This window comes from Alteraurantiacibacter palmitatis, from assembly GCF_037154115.1.
Taxonomy (GTDB): Bacteria; Pseudomonadota; Alphaproteobacteria; order Sphingomonadales; family Sphingomonadaceae; genus Alteraurantiacibacter; species Alteraurantiacibacter palmitatis.
Window position 1 is genome coordinate 39,289 of sequence record NZ_JBANRO010000005.1, and the last position, 16,565, is coordinate 55,853.

19 protein-coding genes and 1 riboswitch are annotated in these 16,565 nt (G+C 65.1%); of the genes, 8 read left to right on the forward strand and 11 right to left on the reverse strand.

From position 1 onward, the window contains the following. Positions 1–62 precede the first annotated feature (62 nt). Positions 63–668, reverse strand: coding sequence for a YbhB/YbcL family Raf kinase inhibitor-like protein (locus WFP44_RS06940; RefSeq protein ID WP_336925700.1), 606 nt, complete (start codon positions 666–668; stop codon positions 63–65). 304 nt (positions 669–972) lie between these two features. Here WFP44_RS06940 and WFP44_RS06945 point away from each other — a divergent pair, with 304 nt between their 5' ends. Continuing rightward, positions 973–2,433 carry a S41 family peptidase gene (locus tag WFP44_RS06945; protein WP_336925701.1) on the forward strand — a complete coding sequence of 487 codons (1,461 nt, stop codon included), beginning with the start codon at positions 973–975 and terminating at the stop codon, positions 2,431–2,433. A 12-nt stretch (positions 2,434–2,445) separates the two neighbouring features. On the opposite strand, the gene WFP44_RS06950 is transcribed toward WFP44_RS06945, so the two are convergent. The 4 genes from WFP44_RS06950 to WFP44_RS06965 form a co-directional block, all read right to left on the reverse strand. Next, positions 2,446–2,880, reverse strand: coding sequence for a COG3650 family protein (locus tag WFP44_RS06950; RefSeq protein WP_336925703.1), 435 nt, complete (start codon positions 2,878–2,880; stop codon positions 2,446–2,448). Positions 2,881–3,069: 189 nt separating this feature from the next. Next, positions 3,070–3,282, reverse strand: a complete 213-nt coding sequence (locus tag WFP44_RS06955) for a cold-shock protein (RefSeq protein WP_336925704.1) — start codon at positions 3,280–3,282, stop codon at positions 3,070–3,072. Between the two features lie 220 nt (positions 3,283–3,502). Next, entirely contained in the window at positions 3,503–3,961 is a 459-nt protein-coding gene (locus WFP44_RS06960) for a DUF3429 domain-containing protein (RefSeq protein WP_336925705.1), read from the reverse strand. Positions 3,962–4,053: 92 nt separating this feature from the next. After that, positions 4,054–4,620, reverse strand: a complete 567-nt coding sequence (locus tag WFP44_RS06965; RefSeq protein WP_336925706.1) for a fasciclin domain-containing protein — start codon at positions 4,618–4,620, stop codon at positions 4,054–4,056. A gap of 123 nt (positions 4,621–4,743) precedes the next feature. Here WFP44_RS06965 and WFP44_RS06970 point away from each other — a divergent pair, with 123 nt between their 5' ends. Then, positions 4,744–5,055, forward strand: a complete 312-nt coding sequence (locus WFP44_RS06970) for an alkylphosphonate utilization protein (RefSeq protein ID WP_336925707.1) — start codon at positions 4,744–4,746, stop codon at positions 5,053–5,055. A 75-nt stretch (positions 5,056–5,130) separates the two neighbouring features. Here WFP44_RS06970 and WFP44_RS06975 read toward each other — a convergent pair whose 3' ends face one another. Beyond that, the gene (locus tag WFP44_RS06975; protein WP_336925708.1) at positions 5,131–5,481 is read right to left on the reverse strand and encodes an HPF/RaiA family ribosome-associated protein; all 351 of its coding nucleotides are present in this window, start codon (positions 5,479–5,481) and stop codon (positions 5,131–5,133) included. Between the two features lie 112 nt (positions 5,482–5,593). Next, positions 5,594–6,139 carry a DUF3833 family protein gene (locus WFP44_RS06980; protein ID WP_336925709.1) on the reverse strand — a complete coding sequence of 182 codons (546 nt, stop codon included), beginning with the start codon at positions 6,137–6,139 and terminating at the stop codon, positions 5,594–5,596. 238 nt (positions 6,140–6,377) lie between these two features. Between WFP44_RS06980 and WFP44_RS06985 the strand changes: the two genes are divergently transcribed. Next, positions 6,378–6,512, forward strand: coding sequence for a hypothetical protein (locus WFP44_RS06985; protein ID WP_336925710.1), 135 nt, complete (start codon positions 6,378–6,380; stop codon positions 6,510–6,512). A gap of 36 nt (positions 6,513–6,548) precedes the next feature. Here the strand turns inward: WFP44_RS06985 and WFP44_RS06990 are convergent, their stop codons facing one another. The 4 genes from WFP44_RS06990 to WFP44_RS07005 all read right to left on the reverse strand — a co-directional run bounded on the left by WFP44_RS06990 (position 6,549) and on the right by WFP44_RS07005 (position 10,406). Further along, complete coding sequence (locus WFP44_RS06990; RefSeq protein WP_336925711.1) at positions 6,549–6,704, reverse strand: hypothetical protein; 156 nt, start codon at positions 6,702–6,704, stop codon at positions 6,549–6,551. Continuing rightward, positions 6,704–8,563, reverse strand: coding sequence for a phosphomethylpyrimidine synthase ThiC (thiC, locus tag WFP44_RS06995; RefSeq protein WP_336925712.1), 1,860 nt, complete (start codon positions 8,561–8,563; stop codon positions 6,704–6,706). Before thiC ends, WFP44_RS06990 begins: the two co-directional genes overlap by 1 nt. A 38-nt stretch (positions 8,564–8,601) precedes the next feature. Then, a riboswitch (TPP riboswitch) is annotated at positions 8,602–8,710 on the reverse strand. A 46-nt stretch (positions 8,711–8,756) separates the two neighbouring features. Next, positions 8,757–9,155 (reverse strand): hypothetical protein, encoded by a 399-nt coding sequence (locus WFP44_RS07000; protein ID WP_336925713.1) that lies wholly within the window; start codon positions 9,153–9,155, stop codon positions 8,757–8,759. 114 nt (positions 9,156–9,269) lie between these two features. Further along, positions 9,270–10,406, reverse strand: coding sequence for a glycoside hydrolase family 5 protein (locus tag WFP44_RS07005; protein WP_336925714.1), 1,137 nt, complete (start codon positions 10,404–10,406; stop codon positions 9,270–9,272). A 109-nt stretch (positions 10,407–10,515) separates the two neighbouring features. Between WFP44_RS07005 and WFP44_RS07010 the strand changes: the two genes are divergently transcribed. The 5 genes from WFP44_RS07010 to WFP44_RS07030 all read left to right on the forward strand — a co-directional run bounded on the left by WFP44_RS07010 (position 10,516) and on the right by WFP44_RS07030 (position 16,488). Then, complete coding sequence (locus WFP44_RS07010; RefSeq protein ID WP_336925715.1) at positions 10,516–11,148, forward strand: SOS response-associated peptidase family protein; 633 nt, start codon at positions 10,516–10,518, stop codon at positions 11,146–11,148. Positions 11,149–11,200: 52 nt separating this feature from the next. Next, positions 11,201–11,593, forward strand: coding sequence for a DUF6152 family protein (locus tag WFP44_RS07015; RefSeq protein ID WP_336925716.1), 393 nt, complete (start codon positions 11,201–11,203; stop codon positions 11,591–11,593). Between the two features lie 68 nt (positions 11,594–11,661). After that, positions 11,662–13,725 (forward strand): S9 family peptidase, encoded by a 2,064-nt coding sequence (locus WFP44_RS07020; protein ID WP_336925717.1) that lies wholly within the window; start codon positions 11,662–11,664, stop codon positions 13,723–13,725. Positions 13,726–13,796: 71 nt separating this feature from the next. Further along, on the forward strand, positions 13,797–14,987 hold the full coding sequence (crtY, locus tag WFP44_RS07025; RefSeq protein ID WP_336925718.1) for a lycopene beta-cyclase CrtY: 1,191 nt from the start codon (positions 13,797–13,799) through the stop codon (positions 14,985–14,987). A gap of 4 nt (positions 14,988–14,991) precedes the next feature. Then, positions 14,992–16,488 carry a phytoene desaturase gene (locus WFP44_RS07030; protein ID WP_336925719.1) on the forward strand — a complete coding sequence of 499 codons (1,497 nt, stop codon included), beginning with the start codon at positions 14,992–14,994 and terminating at the stop codon, positions 16,486–16,488. Positions 16,489–16,565: the final 77 nt, after the last annotated feature.

The following is a 16,565-nucleotide window of genomic DNA, read 5'->3' on the forward strand; positions in this document are numbered from 1 at the left end:
GATAATGTCCTTCCCTTCAATAGATCGCCAGAGCGGCGGTTTTCCAATTCAAAACGTCAACATCAATCCGCGTCGTCATCGTCCCAGTCGTCATCGCCCTCTTCTGCGCGGGCGTAAAGCCCCGTCAGCAAAGCAACCGCCGTGACATGGCCCGACATGGCCTTCACCAGATCCTCGCGCGTGGCGCCGGGCATCAGCACCAGCGGCAGGTCAAGCGCGAAAAGCTGGAATACGTAGTGGTGCGGGGCGTCGCCATGCGGCGGCGCGGGCAGCAGCCATTCGGAATTGCCGCGCCCGTTCTTGCCCACGCGCGGCGGCGTTTCGCCTTCCAGCAGCTTGCCGCGCTGGCCGGGCAGGCCCCACACGGCCCAATGGCACAGTGCGCCCGCCTGCGGGTCTTCCACGATCAGCACGAGTTCGGCCGTGCCGGGCGGCGGCGCGGACCATTCCAGCGGCGGGGCAACAGAGTCTTCCTCGTCCGCGGTGAAGCTGGGGTCCAGCTCCTCCCCGTTGGCGAAGGCGGCACTGGTCAGGGCAAAGCCGCCTTTGCCCAGCATCGCGTCCGACACCAGCCCCTGATGCGCCAGGCGCGCCACGGCGAGATCCGCATGAGCCGCGCCGGGAGCGACAAGCCCCTTGGCCAACCAGGATGGCACAGGATCAGACATGAAAAACCGCTACTTCCTCCAAAGGCCCCGCGCGAAAAACTGCGCGAGGGACTTGCGCAGACTTGCGCGATTCAGCCCTCTCCCCCCGGGCCGGAAGGGCCGATGTGCCGCGCAAGACGCCCCTTGGCAAGGGCACTTGGCCCGCAACCGGTCCACTATGGCGCAATTGCACACAACTTTTGGGCCCGAACACCGGTTTATCGTGCTTGCCAGTGCACCAAGGCGCCGATAGCCTTGGACAAATTCAAGGCCTTGGCTGCGCATTACCCTGCGGCGCCGAGGCAACCGGACTGGATGACTTCTCATGAAAGTGGCCCGCCCCGCCCTTGTTCTTGCCTGTGCGGCGATGCTGGCATCGTGCGGGGGATCGGGCAGTTCGGGCGGCGGCGGAACCGGGGTTGTTCCCACGCCGACGCCCACCGCCACGCCGACGCCGACGCCGACGCCCACCAGCGCCACCTGCGCGCTTTCCGCGCGGCAGGACTGGGTGGCGGCGCAACTGACCGAATGGTATCTCTTCCCCGATCTGCTCGCCACCAATGTGAACAAGGCATCCTACCCCAGCGTGCAATCCTATATCGATGCGCTGGTGGCCCCGGCCCGCGCGCAATCGCGCGACCGGTTCTTCACCTACATCACCTCGATTGCAGAGGAGAACGCCTTTTTCGAGCAGGGCTCCAGCGCCGGGTTCGGCTTCCGCCTCGCCTATGATGTCGCCGCGCGGCGCGTGGCGGTGATCGAGGCCTTCGAAGGCGCGCCGGCGCTGGCGCAGAATATCGACCGTGGCAGCGAATTGCTGGCCATCGGCACCAGCGCCAGCACGCTGCAAACGGTCAGCGCGCTGATGGCGAGCGGCGGGCCAAACGCGGTGGTCAACGCGCTTGGCCCCTCCGATCCGGGCATTTCACGGGTGCTGCGTGTGCGCGACCAGACCGGGGTGGAGCGGCAGGTGACGCTCACCAAGACCGAATTCGCGCTCGATCCGGTGTCCGACCGTTTCGGCACAAAGATCATCAACGATGGCGGCAAGCAGGTTGGCTATCTCAATCTGCGCACCTTCATCGACACCGCCGATCCCGATCTGCGCGCGGCCTACCTCTCCTTCCGCAATGCAGGCGTGACCGAGCTGGTGATCGACCTGCGCTACAATGGCGGCGGGCTGATCAGCATCGCCGAACTGATGGGCGACCTGATGGGCCGCAATCTGGGCGGGCAGGTGTTCGATTACATCACCTTCCGCCCGTCCAAGGCATCGAACAACAGCACCTACCGTTTCAGCCCCACGCCGCAATCGATCCAGCCGACCCGAATCGCGTTCATCACCACCGGCGGCAGCGCCTCGGCGAGCGAGATGATCATCAATTCGATGCAGCCCTATCTGCCCAATACCGCGCTGGCGATTGTGGGGGAGAACACCTTTGGCAAGCCCGTGGGCCAGATCGCGCTCGATCGCGCGGCGTGTGACGACCGTCTGCGGGTGGTGGCCCTGCGGGTGGAGAACGCCAATCGCCAGGGCGATTATTACACCGGGCTTGCCAGCACGGTTCCCAACTCCTGCCGCGCCTTTGACGATATCAGCCGCCCGCTGGGCGATCCGGCGGAAAATATGCTGGCCACCGCGCTGACATTCCTGCGCGGGGGCACCTGCACGCCGATCACGGCCACGGGGGAGGCGCGCACAACGGCCCGCCTGCCAGATGAAAGAGGGATGCTGCGCCGGCCCGTGCCCGATGCGGTGCAGGAATATGTGCCCGGCCTGTTCTGAGACCCAAAGGCGCTATTCACTGCCGCCGGTATAGGGCTGCCGGTCACTCCAGCCGCAGCCGTTCAACTGCTCCGCGCGCTTTTGCACGGTCACGGCAAAGGGGTAGGTGCGGTCGCTCATTCCGTCGCTGCACGGCGCGGGGGTTACCACGATGTCGATCGCGCCGCCGTCCAGCGTGCCGCTGAAGGACAGGCCGCCTCGCCCGGCAAAGCGTTCCACGCTGATCGCCTGCCCATCGATATTTTCAGGGGTCGACCAGCGCAGCACATCGCCCGCGATCTCGCCGCCCCAGAACGGTTCTGTCCCGACAAGGCGGATCACCTCGTCCGGGGCAATCGCGGAAAAGGGCTGATCGTCCTGCACATTGCCGGGCAATTGCCCGTCGGGCTGCGACGAGCACGCCGCAAGGGCGAGGCAGAGGGCGAGCGGAAGACAAGTCTGACGCATGGGGGCAGTGTAACCCGAAACCGGATTTGCGGCCAGTGCCCAACACCGGGCTGGAAGGGGCGATTGTTACGCCACCGGGACGCGCGCCCCGACCCTGCTGAACAAAGGAAAGGGGCGGAGCGACATGGTCACCCCGCCCCCGAAATTGCCAGATCAACCGCCAGTTCAACCGGCAGATTGATCGTCAGATCAATCCGCCATCGTCAGATTGATGGCGCTTTCCTTGCCGTTACGGCCGCGCTCAACTTCAAAGTTGACGCGCTGTTCCTTGTCCAGCGTGGCCCAGCCCGCTGCCTGCACGGCAGTGATGTGGACGAAGCTGTCCGACGAGCCGTCATCGGGCTGGATGAAGCCATAGCCCTTGTCGGCGTTGAAAAACTTTACGGTGCCAGTCTTGGCCATGCGATGTTCCTTTCATTGGAAACAGAGTGGTGGCCGCGCAGCATTGCGCAGCCGGTCGTGCGTCAGTCTCGTCCAGAGAAAGGAAGTCGTCGTCCAAGTACGCCGTCCCTGCTTGGCAGGGCAAAAGCGGTCGTCAAAAGCCGAAGTCCGTCGCAATATTCGACGTCAGCAAGGGGCTTGTAGCACGCCTTGGCCCAATCACCTAATGCTCATCTGCGGATCAGGCGGCCATTGCCAGCAGCAGCGTGATCGTGCCGAGGCCCAGCGACAGCGCCAGCCGCATCCGCAGCCACCATTGCGGCACCAGATCGCCGATCCGTGCATCGACCAGCGGGCTGGCCAGCAGCAGCAGCGTCAGCACCGCAAGGGAAGGCGCGGGCCAGGGGTAGCCCAGCACCCACGGCATGAAGCTCGCCAGCGCAATCAGGCTGGGCGCAACCGCTGCCAGCCACAGCCAGCCCGGAACCCCTTTGCCATCGTTCACCCGTGCAGCGGCAATGCCCCACCACATCCCGCCCAGAAAGCTGAAGATCAGCGCGGCATAAGCCCAGGCCGCCGCCAGCGCAGTCCAGCGCCATTCGCCCACCCCGCTCCACACCGCCAGCAGGCAGGCCGCCTGCGGCAAAAGGCCGGCAAGCCCCAGCCAGCGCGGGAATGGCGGAACGCGGCTCAGCAACATCGTGGCCTAAGTCTCCGCATACAAACAGGGCCGGTTCCCTGCCTCGCCCCTCGGCAAAAACAGTGAACCGGCCCGGCCAATCACAAGGCGTTTCAGCCCGGCATCACCACGGTGTCGATCACGTGGATCACACCGTTGGATGCGGGCACATCGGTGGCGGTCACGGTCGAGCTATTGCCCGCCGCATCGGTCAGCACCACGGCACCGTCCAAAACGCGCGCGGTCAGCGTCGCGCCGTTGACCGTGGTGATGGCGTAACCGGCATCGCCCGCGCCTTCGATTGCAGCCAGCAGATCGGCGGCCATCACATTGCCCGCCACCACATGATAGGTGAGGATGCCGCCCAGCGTTTCGGTCTCGGTGGTGGTCAGCGTTTCGACCGTGCCGGCGGGCAGCTTGGCAAAGGCGGCATTGGTCGGCGCGAACACGGTGAAGGGCCCGGTGCCCGACAGGGTTTCCACCAGGCCTGCGGCCTGCACGGCGGCAACCAGCGTGGAGAAATCGGGGTTGCCAACGGCCACATCAACGATGGTGCCGGTGGTGGCGGGAGCCGCTTCCATCGCGGTATCGGCGGCAGCTTCGCTTTCAGCGGCCTGGCCGCAACCGGGAAGAGCCAGCGCGCACGTCGCCAGCAGGGGAAGGATAATGCGCTTGGTCATGGTGATCCTTTCAGTGTTCCCCCCGTCCGGAACGACCTCCGCCACCACATATGGGCGCATCCCAGCGCGATACGACCTGTCCCAAAGGGCAGGTGCGGAGAATGCCGAGGCGATTTTGCACCAATGACATATGCACATGATGACGATTACACCTATGACGAGGACAGCGGCGAATGGCTGCCCGACTCGGAACTGGCGGCGCGCCGGGCGCAGGAAAATGCGGTGGAAGTGCGCGACGCGGTGGGCAATCTGCTTGCCACGGGCGATTCGGTCACGCTGGTGAAAGACCTCACCGTCAAGGGCGCGGGACAGACGCTGAAGCAGGGCGCTGTCATCCCCTCGATCCGCCTGACAGGAGACGCGCAGGAGATCGACTGCAAATATCCCGGCATCAAGGGGCTGGTGCTGCGCGCCGAATTCGTGCGCAAGAGATAGCCCAAAGGGCCGGGACGCGTAACGCATCCCGGCCCATTCGTGATATGCTGCCGGATTGTCAGACCCGATCGCGGATCAGACGCCGCCTGCCGGAATCGAGCGGTCGGGCCGGGGGTGCCGATCGGCCTTGCCGAAATGCGTTTCGAGCACGGTCACCAGCTTGGACGAGGCCGCCCGCGCCGCGCTGTCGACATCCCCTTCGTGCGCGGTGGCAGAGAGCGGATCGCCGCCGCGTGGCCGCGCTTCGATCAGGCAGCGCACATCGTCACCGCCGCCCTTGCGCCCGTTGGTGTCGCTGATGTGCACCTCGATGCGGGTCAGCCGTTCGGCAAAGCGGGACAAGCGGTCGCGCACCTGCGCTTCCACCCGCTCCGCCACGTTCTCGGTGCCCATGACCGAACTGTCGGTGTTGAAATGGAATTCCATTGCTGTCTCCTCTCGCCTGTGGGGTATTCTCCAACCCAATGGGCCAAAGGTGCCCGGGTTCCCCGGAACCGCAAGCCATGCGCGCGGCGGGGGCCAGATGGAGGAGCGCGTTTCAGTCTGCCCGACGGATCGTTTCGGTCAGCCGTGCCACGGTGATGCCGAAACGGCGGATACGCATCACATTCTGCGCGCTCTGCCCGCCGGGATTGGCAGTGATGACCTGATGCACGTTCAGATTGTTGTCCATCGTATATGTCAGCGTCAGCGTATTGCCTGCCAGCGTGCCGGTGAGGTCGTTCGCCGCATCCGAAATCGTGCCGGTAAAGCGGCCCGACGTTGTCTCGCGCAGGCGCCAGGTGCGGTTGCGCACCGGCTGTTCGCCGATCTGCACCTGCTGGTCGAGCACCATGTCGCCGCTTGCCTGCCGCGTGCCGAAAGTGGTGACGCGGGTCACCTTGTCCGACGCAAAGATCTGCGTCAGCGTGCCTTCGCTGGTGGTGCGGCCGGTAAAGAAGGCCGCCGGATCGAACCGGGCAGGAGAGGCGGCCGGCTGCGCGTTGAGCGTGGCAGAACCCGCCAGCAGCGCCAGCGCCAAAGCCGGAGCGGCGCCTGCACGAATGCGCGCAGGCAGCCCTGCCCCTGAGTGATACGAAATCAATTGCGACCCTCCCTTCGTCTGGCCCAAGCGTGCAGCCTGTGCCCTGTTTCGCGGCAGTCTGGGCGATCCGCCGCCGATTCTCCAGCACAACAGCAAGATTACAGGAAAAAAGGGAAGGCAGCCGGGCAGTCCCGCCCTGCTTCGGGCAAAGCCTTAGGCAGCCCGGTGCGGGCGTGCTATAGCAAGCCAGGTCGCCTCGCACTTCCTGCGGCACCCCCGAACAGATCGGAACCACGGCATGGCCAAAGGCCAGAAGAAATCGAACAAGGAAATCCGCAAGCCCAAGGCAGCCAAGGCTCCCAAACCGCTGGCCGGGCTGACGGTGGACAAGCCCGGCACGGTCAAGGGGCTGGAGAATATGCGCAACAGCTAAAGGCTGCGGCGCATCTTCCCAAGCCTCAAACCCCCTTCACCCTGCCTGCTTTGCCTTGTGCGCCGCAATCGCCGTGTCCAGCGCGGCGATGCGCTGGCGTTCGGGCGTATCCTTGGCCAGCCCCTTCAACCGGCAGGTGGCCCACAGCGCCTTGCGTTCGGATTCGAGGTTCCTGAGGTAAAGATCGGCCATCAATCGTGCTCGCGCCCGCCTGCGCCAAGATACAGCTCGCGGCCCAGCTCGTCATATTTGCGGCTCATTTCCGCCATGCCCTTCTCCGCCTCCTCAGCCGCGATGAAGGTATCGGGCGCGGCGTTCTGCTTGGCGGCAAAGTCGCGCACTTCCTGCGTGATCTTCATCGAACAGAACTTCGGCCCGCACATCGAACAGAAATGCGCTGTCTTGGCACCTTCGGCGGGCAGCGTCTGGTCGTGATACTGCTCGGCCGTATCGGGATCGAGGCTGAGGTTGAACTGGTCGCGCCAGCGGAATTCGAACCGCGCACGGGACAACGCATCGTCGCGCAGCTTGGCCGCGGGATGCCCCTTGGCAAGGTCGGCCGCGTGGGCGGCCAGCTTGTAAGTGACAACGCCCACTTTCACATCGTCACGGTCGGGCAGGCCCAGATGTTCCTTGGGCGTGACATAGCAGAGCATGGCGGTGCCATACCAGCCGATCATCGCGGCACCGATGCCGCTGGTGATGTGGTCGTATCCGGGCGCAATATCGGTGACGAGCGGTCCGAGCGTGTAGAACGGGGCTTCGCCGCAGGCGGCGAGCTGCTTGTCCATGTTCTCCTTGATCTTGTGCATGGGCACATGGCCCGGCCCTTCGATCATCACCTGCACGTCCTGTTCCCAGGCGCGCCTGGTCAGCTCGCCCAGCGTGTAAAGCTCGGCAAACTGCGCCTCGTCATTGGCGTCGGCAATGCTGCCGGGCCGCAGGCCGTCGCCCAGCGAATAGGCGATGTCATAGGCCTTCATGATCTCGGTGATCTCGTCGAACTTCTCGTAGAGGAAACTCTCCTTGTGGTGCGCCAGGCACCACTTCGCCATGATGCTGCCGCCGCGCGACACGATGCCGGTCACGCGCTTTGCCGTCAGCGGGATATAGGGCAGGCGCACGCCGGCATGGATGGTGAAATAATCCACGCCCTGTTCGGCCTGTTCGATCAGCGTGTCGCGGAAGATCTCCCAGGTCAGATCCTCGGCCACGCCGCCGACCTTTTCCAGCGCCTGATAGATCGGCACGGTGCCGATGGGCACGGGGCTGTTGCGGATGATCCATTCGCGGGTGTCGTGGATGTTGCGCCCGGTGGACAAGTCCATGACCGTGTCCGCGCCCCAGCGGATCGACCAGACCATCTTGTCCACTTCGCTCGCCACGTCCGAGGCGACCGCGGAATTGCCGATATTGGCGTTGATCTTGACGAGGAAATTGCGCCCGATCGCCATCGGTTCGCATTCCGGGTGGTTGACATTGCTGGGGATGATCGCCCGGCCGCGCGCCACTTCGTCACGCACGAATTCTGCCGTCACATGGTCGGGGATGCTGGCACCCCAGTCATTCCCGTCGCGCACATGATCGCGCAGCATTTCGCGGCCCAGATTTTCGCGCGCGGCGACATATTCCATTTCGGGCGTGATGATGCCGCGGCGGGCGTAATGCATCTGGGAAAGGTTTGCGCCCGGCTTGGCGCGCAGCACGCGCCGCCGCACATTGGGGAAAGGCGGCACGCCGCCGCTGCGATCCGGCCCCAACTGGCCGTTATCTTCGGGCTTGGTTTCGCGCGCGTCATATTCCTCCACATCGCCGCGCGCCAATTGCCATTGGCGGCGCAGTTCGGGCAGGCCAGCGGCAATGTCGATAGTGGCGGCGGGATCGGTATAGGGGCCGGAGGTGTCATAGACGCGCAGCGGCGGTTCCCCGCTTGACGGTTCCAGATCGATCTCGCGCATGGCCACGCGAAGCGGGCCGACATACACCTTGCGGCTGCCCCGGATGGGCCCGGTGGTGACGCCAATTTCGAGCTTGCTGTTGATATCGGCCATCGAAACGCTCTCCTTGATGGACGGGAGAGGGTTTTGCGGCATATGCAACCGGCCCTCCCTCCGCCCGTGCTAACGGGTTCAGGTTCAACGGGTCGGGCAGAGCTTACCTGCCCCTCTCAGCCGCAGCAGGCTCCCCGGGGATGGCGATGATGTAGTCCTTTTCCCCTCCGCCGGGAAGCCCTTTACCGCCCGGTCAGAACCGCAGGGCAGCAAGGCAGATCGCCACGATGCCAAAGCCTGCACCCAGCAGCGCCCAGACGCGGTTCACCCCGCCAAGGTAGCGGTTGAAGAAATGCAGATAGGCCCGGCCAAAGGCGAGCATCACCATCCCTTCCACCACCATCCCCGCACCCATGATCGTTACCGCGACCGACAGCCAGTCTGCCGGATTCCAGGGATTGACGAGGTAAACCGCCGCGCCCAGCGCCAGCAGAAACAGCCCGGTCAGGAACCGCAGGCCTTCGCGCTTCTCAAACTCGTCCAGCATGGCGGCCCAGCTTCCCGGCTGGCGCAATTCGCCCACACTGGCGGCCAGCGCGTAAAGCCCGGTGAACAGGGTAATCCATGCGGTGATCGTCGCGGCAGTGGCCATGGCAGTTGTCTCCCTTCCCTTCCCCGCCCGGCGGCAACGCAACGCGCTGCCGGGCCTCCTCAAACGGCAGGCTAGGCCCGGCAATGCGCCAAGTCCACTGGGGAGAGGCCGCGCTTACAACCCCAGCGCCGCCACCAGATCCTCGTGCCAGACGCCGGTCGTCTGGTCGCGGATGGCGAAGCTGTTGGTATAGCCCCAGGCGCAGGCATCGACATTGATGCTCGCATATGCCTCGCGCATGGTGCGGTAGTAGTGCACGCGTTCCGGCATCGAAATCCCTTCAATCGCGCCATATTCGCCCAGGAATACAGGCCGCCCGGTGCGCGCGGTGAAGTTCTGCACCGTCACCAGATGGCCTTGCAGCGCGTTAAGGTCAGCCGGGCTTCCGAATGTCGCGCCCATCGGCGGCGAGGGATTGACCCAGCTTGCCCCCTGATGCGTGAAATTGAACGGGTCATACGAATGGATCGTGGCGATGATATAGGCATCATTGGGAAGCGGCAGCGTGTCGAGCGTGGCTACCCCGCTCCAGTTCTCGCCCCCGATCACCACCGGCCGCGTGGGATTGGTGGCGCGCACTTCGGCGAGCGACGGGCCAAGCACGCTGAGGAGATTGGCATGGGTCAGCCGGTTGTGCGGCTCGTTCAGAAGTTCAAACCACACCATATCATCCGGCTCGTCCTTGAACTGATTGGCTATCTGCTTCCACAATCCCGCCAGCCGCGCGGTCTGCCCGGCGGGATCGCTGAAGATGTTGCCCCCCGCATCCTCGTAATGGTGGACATTCAGAATCACGCGCAGACCCGCCGCGCGCGCCTGCCCCACCACCTGCACCACGCGCGCCATGAAGGCAGGATCGATCGTATAGGGCGCGGTGTAGCTCGCATGGTTCGACCAGCGCACCGGCAGGCGCACCGTTTCGAACCCCTTGGCCGCGATATCGGCAAAGTCGGTAGCGTTGATTGCACGGCCCCAATCGCCTTCGCGGGGAGGTTCGAGCATATTGGCCATGTTGATGCAGGCGCCGATGCGCGCATCCTGTTGGCTGAGCGCGGAAGGCACCAGCACGGCAGGCGGCGTAGGGGTCGGCGTGGGTGTGGGGGCAGGAGTGGGCGCGGGCGTTGCCACCGGCGGCGGCGTGGGGGTTGCCGAACTGCCGCTGCCCCCGCAGGCGGCCAGCGCCATCGCCAGTGCCGCCATGCTCGCCCTACCGATTGCCGCGCCTCGCAAATGCCCTGCACCCGCGCCCATCGTCCAATCCTTTCCCGTTCAAGTGTTTGCGCGCGATGGTAGCGCTCCCAAAACAGGAGTCCAGTGGGCATTTGCCTTGTCGTGATCGCGGCTCCATGCTGGCGGGGCAATGACCATGCTCTACCGCCTCGACGCGCCTTCCGGCACGGTTGCGCGCACCTTTGGCGCAGCCGCGGGGGATGATCCCTGGGCCGGCGGCTATGCCGCGCCGGGGCGCTTTGCCCCCGTCATCACCGCCGGGCGCGAGGCGGTGGCGGGGCCGCGCCCGCCGCGCACGCCGCGCCGCATGGTGCCGCGCCTGTGGGGCGTGCCGCCTCCGCCCTCCGCCCACGATCCCACGCGGCTGGTATCCCATGTCGCCAAGGCGGACAGCCCGTTCTGGATCGGCAATTTGCGCAACAGCGAGTTCCGCTGCCTTGTGCCTGCGACCTGTTTCATCGAATGGGGCGCGGGCACCGATGTGGAGGGACGGCGGGAACGCTATGCCATCACTTGCACCGATCAGCCGATCATGGCGCTGGCGGGCGTGTGGAAAGACAGCGAAGTGCCCTCCTTCGCGCTGCTCACCTGCCCCGCCAATCCCCGGCTCAAGGGACTGGGCCGGGCGCGGATGCCGGTTATCCTGCGAGGGGACGAGGCGCAGCAATGCTGGCTGCGCAGCGAATGGCGCGCGGCAGAGGCGCTGCTGAAACCTGCCCCGGATGACAGCCTGCACGCCCGCCTGCTCGACGATTTTGCCTGACGCGCCGCCTGTGTTACCTTCCCGTGCAGAGGGGACATAAGGAGATACGGCAATGGCACGGCACACCGTTTTCACCCTTGGCGCAACAGCAGCGCTGCTGACCCCGCTGGGCGCAGCGGCGCATCACGGCTGGGCGTGGACACAGGCCGAGGAAAGCCGCCTGTCGGGCGAGATTCTCGCCATCAGCTTTACCAATCCGCACCTGCAATTGCGGCTGCGCGATGCAGCGGGGGCGACATGGGTGGTGGATCTCTCCCCGCCGATACAGGCCGCGCCATCGGGCTTTGGCCCCGATCATGCGCGCGCTGGCGACCGGGCGATCGTAACCGGCCACCGCGCCCGCGACATGGAACAGCGCACCTTCAAGGGCGAGACGATCACGGTGCGCGGGCGCACATTCGATGTCTATCCCAACCGCGAAAAGTCGCTGCGTCCGGCAGGCTGAGAGTCTTGTCTTCGGCGAATTGCTTGCTATTGCGGTTGCACGAGTAACCATTCCCGGATCCGATATTCATGACGACCTCAAGCCGCGCAGGCCTTGCCGGTGCCTTCGTCCTTTCGCTTTTGCTGTCCAATACTGCGCTGGCGCGGCCCATGACGCCGGAGGACGTAGCGCGGGTGCGCGCGGCGGTGAGCCTTGCCGTATCGCCCGATGGCACCGGCATTGCCTATACCACCGGATCGCGCCCCGATGTGACGCAAGGGGAACCGGACGGCACCTTGCGCCAGCAATTGTTTCTGGCGGATGGCCCGATGCAGGCGCGCGCCTATCTGCCCGAAGGCGTGAATGCCGGGCAGATCGCCTTTTCGCCCGATGGCAGCCTGATCACCTATCTGTGGGCGCAAGGGGACGAGAAACGCAGCCTGTGGGGCGTTCCGGTTCATGGCGGCGCGCCGCGCAAGCTGGCCGGTGTGGCGGATGCCAATGTCAGCGCCTATGCCCTCAGCCCCGATGGCCGCACGGCCTATCTGCTCGCCGGCCCCGCCCCCGACAGCGCGCGCGAGGCGGAAGCGGGCAAGGGCTTCACCGCAATTGTTTACGAGGAAGAGCAGCGCTTCAACCGCCTGTTCGCCGCCACTGTCGGCACATCGGTGGACACTGCCCCGCGCGAAATCGCCGTGCCCGGCCATGTGGACGAGATGCGCCTTGCACCCGATGGCAGCTTTCTGGTGGTCAAATCCGCCCCCACCACGCTGGTGGACGACAATCTGATGCGCCGCCGCCCGCATATCATCGACCTTGACACCGGCACCACCCGCGCGGTGGAAACCACCGGCAAGATCGAGGATCTGGAAATTGCCCCCGACGGGCGCACGCTGTCGCTGATCGCGGGCGTGGACCAGCACGATCCCGCCGCCACCACGCTGTATATGGTCGATGTCGCCACGCTTGCCCTCACCCCGGTGAACGAAGGCGCGGCCGAAGCGGCGGTGGATGCCGAATGGATGGCCGATGGCCGCCTTGCCGCCACCGTCCATGTGGGCGCGCAGAGCGTGCTGCGCTTCTATGACCCCCGCGGGCGGATGCTGCGCGAAGTGGAGACGGGCGACCTGATCGTCACCGCGCTGGAACAGGGCGGCAACCGGTTGGCGGTGCTGGCCGACAGCCCCGCGCATCCCAATGAACTCTTCGTCTATTCGGGCGGCGGGTTCGACCGCTGGACCGAGCATAATCCGTGGCTGTCCGAAATCACTTTCGGCCCGCAGCGCACGCTGACCTATACCGCGCGCGACGGGCAACAGATTGAAGGCGTGCTGATCGAGCCGGTGGGCGGCATCCCCTTTGGCGGGGCACCGCTGATCCTGGATGTGCATGGCGGGCCAGAGGCGCATGAGAGCAATGGCTGGCAGACCGGCTATGCCAGTCCGGGGCAGGTGGCAGCGGGGCGCGGTTATGCCGTATTCCTGCCCAATTACCGCGGCTCCACCGCTTACGGCGTGGCCTTTTCGATGCAGCATCAGGGCGATTACGCGGGCAAGGAATTCGACGATCTGGTCGATGCCAAGGCCGCGCTGGTCGAAATGGGACTGGTCGATGGAAGCCGCGTGGGCATTACCGGCGGGTCCTATGGCGGCTTTGCCAGCGCGTGGGGTGCAACCTATTACAGCGCCGAATTTGCCGCAGCGGTGATGTCTGTTGGCATTTCCAACAATATCAGCAAGTTCGGCACCACCGACATTCCCAACGAAATGTATCTGGTGCACGAACGCAAATGGCCGTGGGAGGAATGGGATCATCTGCTCGAACGCAGCCCGATCTATCATGTCGACAAGGCGGAAACGCCGATCCTGATCCTGCATGGCGAAGAAGACACCCGCGTGTCCCCCACGCAAAGTTACGAGCTGTATCGCCATATCCGCACGCGACGTCCGGAAACCCCGGTGCGGCTGGTGCTCTATCCTGGCGAAGGGCACGGCAATGCGCGCGCCGCGGCGCGGTATGATTACAATGTCCGCATGATGGAATGGTTCGACACCTATCTGATGAGCGGGAACCGCAGCGCCGCTATGCCCGGCCCGCGCCCGGCATTGCAACTGGGCGGCGAGGGGGCGGACGCGGGCGGAACGGCGGAATAATCCGCCATCGCAGCGCATACCGCCATCTGCCCATGATTGCGCCTTTTGCCCAATAGGGTAAGGCGCAATCCATGACAGGCCACGCGTGCGATATGGTGATTGCCGGGGGGGGCCTGGCGGGCGGCTTGATTGCGCTGGCCGTGGCGAAACGCCATCCCGACATGACACTGCGGCTGGTGGAAGCTGGCCCCACACCCGGTGGCAACCACCGGTGGAGCGTGTTTTCCAGCGACCTGACCGGCGAAGGCCACGATCTGCTTTCCCCTGTTGCGCAAACCGTGTGGGATGCGGGGAACGAAGTGGCCTTTCCCGGCCATGCCCGCCGCCTTGCCGCGCCCTACCGCTCGATTGCCTCCGCCGATTTTGCCGCCGCGCTGCACCGCGAACTGCCGCAGGGCGCAATCCAGTGCAACGCGCCCATCGCCGCGCTGGATGCGGGCGGCGTCACGCTGGCCGATGGCACGCGGATTGATGCTGGCAAAGTGATCGACGCACGCGGCGCGCTGCCCTCTGCGCATCTGAACGGCGGCTGGCAGGTCTTCATGGGCCGCCATATCGCCACCGATGTGCCGCATGGCCTCACCCGCCCGATCATCATGGATGCCAGTGTCGAGCAGCTGGGCGGCTACCGCTTCGTCTATGTCCTGCCGCTGGCGCCGGACGAGCTGTTCGTTGAGGACACTTATTACCAGGACACGCCCGATCTGGACGAAGGCGAATTGTCCGCCCGGATCGACGCCCATTGCGCCGCGCGCGGCTGGACGGGCCGCGAGATTGGCCGCGAGACCGGCGTGCTGCCCGTCATCACCGGGGGCGATCCCGCAGCCTATCTGGCCGAGGCGCGCGTGGAAGGCGTGGCGCTGGCAGGCGCGCGCGGGCTGTTTGTCCACCCGCTCACCAGCTACACCCTGCCCTTTGCCGTGCAGACCGCGCTGGCGATTGCCAGGCACGCGCATCTGCCCGCCAGCCAACTGGCGCAAAAGCTGGAAGCGCGCAGCCTTGGCCATTGGCAGGCGACCGGATTCTACCGCCTGCTTGGCACCATGCTGTTCGGCGCGGCGGAGCCGGCGGAGCGTGTGCGCATTTTCGAACGCTTCTACCGCCTGCCCGAACCGCTGATTGAACGCTTCTATGCCGGGCAATCGACCCTGGCCGACATGGCGCGCGTGCTGGTGGGCAAGCCGCCCGTGCCGGTGGGCCGCGCGCTGTCCGCGCTCACCAGCGACCGACCGCCCCTCCTCTTCTCCAACAGGAAAGCCTGACCCGATGACAAACCCTGCCCCCCGCACCGCCTGCGTGATCGGAGCCGGCTTTGGCGGCATGGCGCTGGCCATCCGCCTGCAAAGTGCCGGCATCGCCACCACCGTGATCGAGAACCGCGACAAGCCCGGCGGCCGCGCCTATTACTGGCAGAAGGACGGTTTCACCTTTGACGCAGGCCCCACTGTGGTGACTGATCCCGATTGCCTGAAGGAATTGTGGGCATTGTCGGGCCACGACATGGCGCAGGATGTGGAACTGATGCCGGTGATGCCGTTCTACCGGCTCAACTGGCCCGATGGCACCAATTTCGATTACTCGAACGACGAGGCGGGCCTGCGCAAGGAGATCGCAAAACTCGATCCCGCCGATGTCGCCGGATATGATGCCTTCCTGCACTATTCCGCCGGGGTGTATGAGGAAGGCTATGTGAAGCTGGGCACCGTGCCCTTCCTCGATTTCAAGTCGATGATAAAGGCCGCGCCCGCGCTGATGAAGCATCAGGCGTGGCGCAGCGTCTATTCGATGGTCAGCAAATATATCCGCAACGAGAAGCTGCGCGAGGCTTTGTCCTTCCACACGCTGCTGGTGGGCGGCAACCCGATGAAGACCAGCAGCATCTATGCCTTGATCCACAAGCTGGAAAAGGATGGCGGCGTGTGGTGGACGCGCGGCGGCACCAACCGGCTGATCGCAGGCATGGTGCGCCATTTCGAGCGGCTGGGCGGAACGATGCGCGTGGGCGATGGGGTGGCCAAGGTCGAAACGCTGGGCAACAAGGCCACGGGCGTTGTCACCAAGAGCGGCTGGACGGGTCAGTTCGATGCCGTCGCCAGCAATGCCGATATCATGCATTCCTACCGCGATCTGCTGGGCGACAATTACCGCGGCACATCGCAGGCCAAAAGCCTTTCCCGCAAGACCTTCTCGCCCAGCCTGTTCGTGGTGCATTTCGGGATTGAAGGCACATGGCCGGGCATCCCGCACCACATGATCCTGTTCGGCCCACGCTATAAGGGGCTGCTGGATGACATCTACACCCATGGCGTGCTGCCGGAGGATTTCTCGATCTATCTGCACCACCCGACCGTCACCGATCCGGCCATGGCGCCCGAAGGCAAGAGCACCTTCTATGCCCTTGTCCCGGTGGCGCATCTGGGCAAGCTGAACGTCGATTGGTCGGTTGTCGGCCCGCAACTGGAAAAGCGCATTCTGGACGAAATCGGCCGCCGCCTGATCCCCGACATTCACGACCGGCTGGTGACGAGCTTCCACTACACCCCCACCGATTTCAGCCACGACCTCAACGCACATCTGGGCAGTGCGTTCAGCCTGGAGCCGGTGCTGACGCAGAGTGCGTGGTTCCGCGGCCACAACCGGGATGATGTGATCGGCAATTTCTATCTGGTGGGCGCAGGCACGCATCCGGGCGCAGGCATCCCCGGCGTGGTCGGCAGCGCCAAGGCCACCGCCGGGCTGATGATCGCGGATTTGCTGGGCTAGGCGGCAAAGCGGTTGTTGCGCTCACAAAGGCACGAAGGCACAGAGACCCGATGACGATCCTCTCTGTGCCCCTGTGC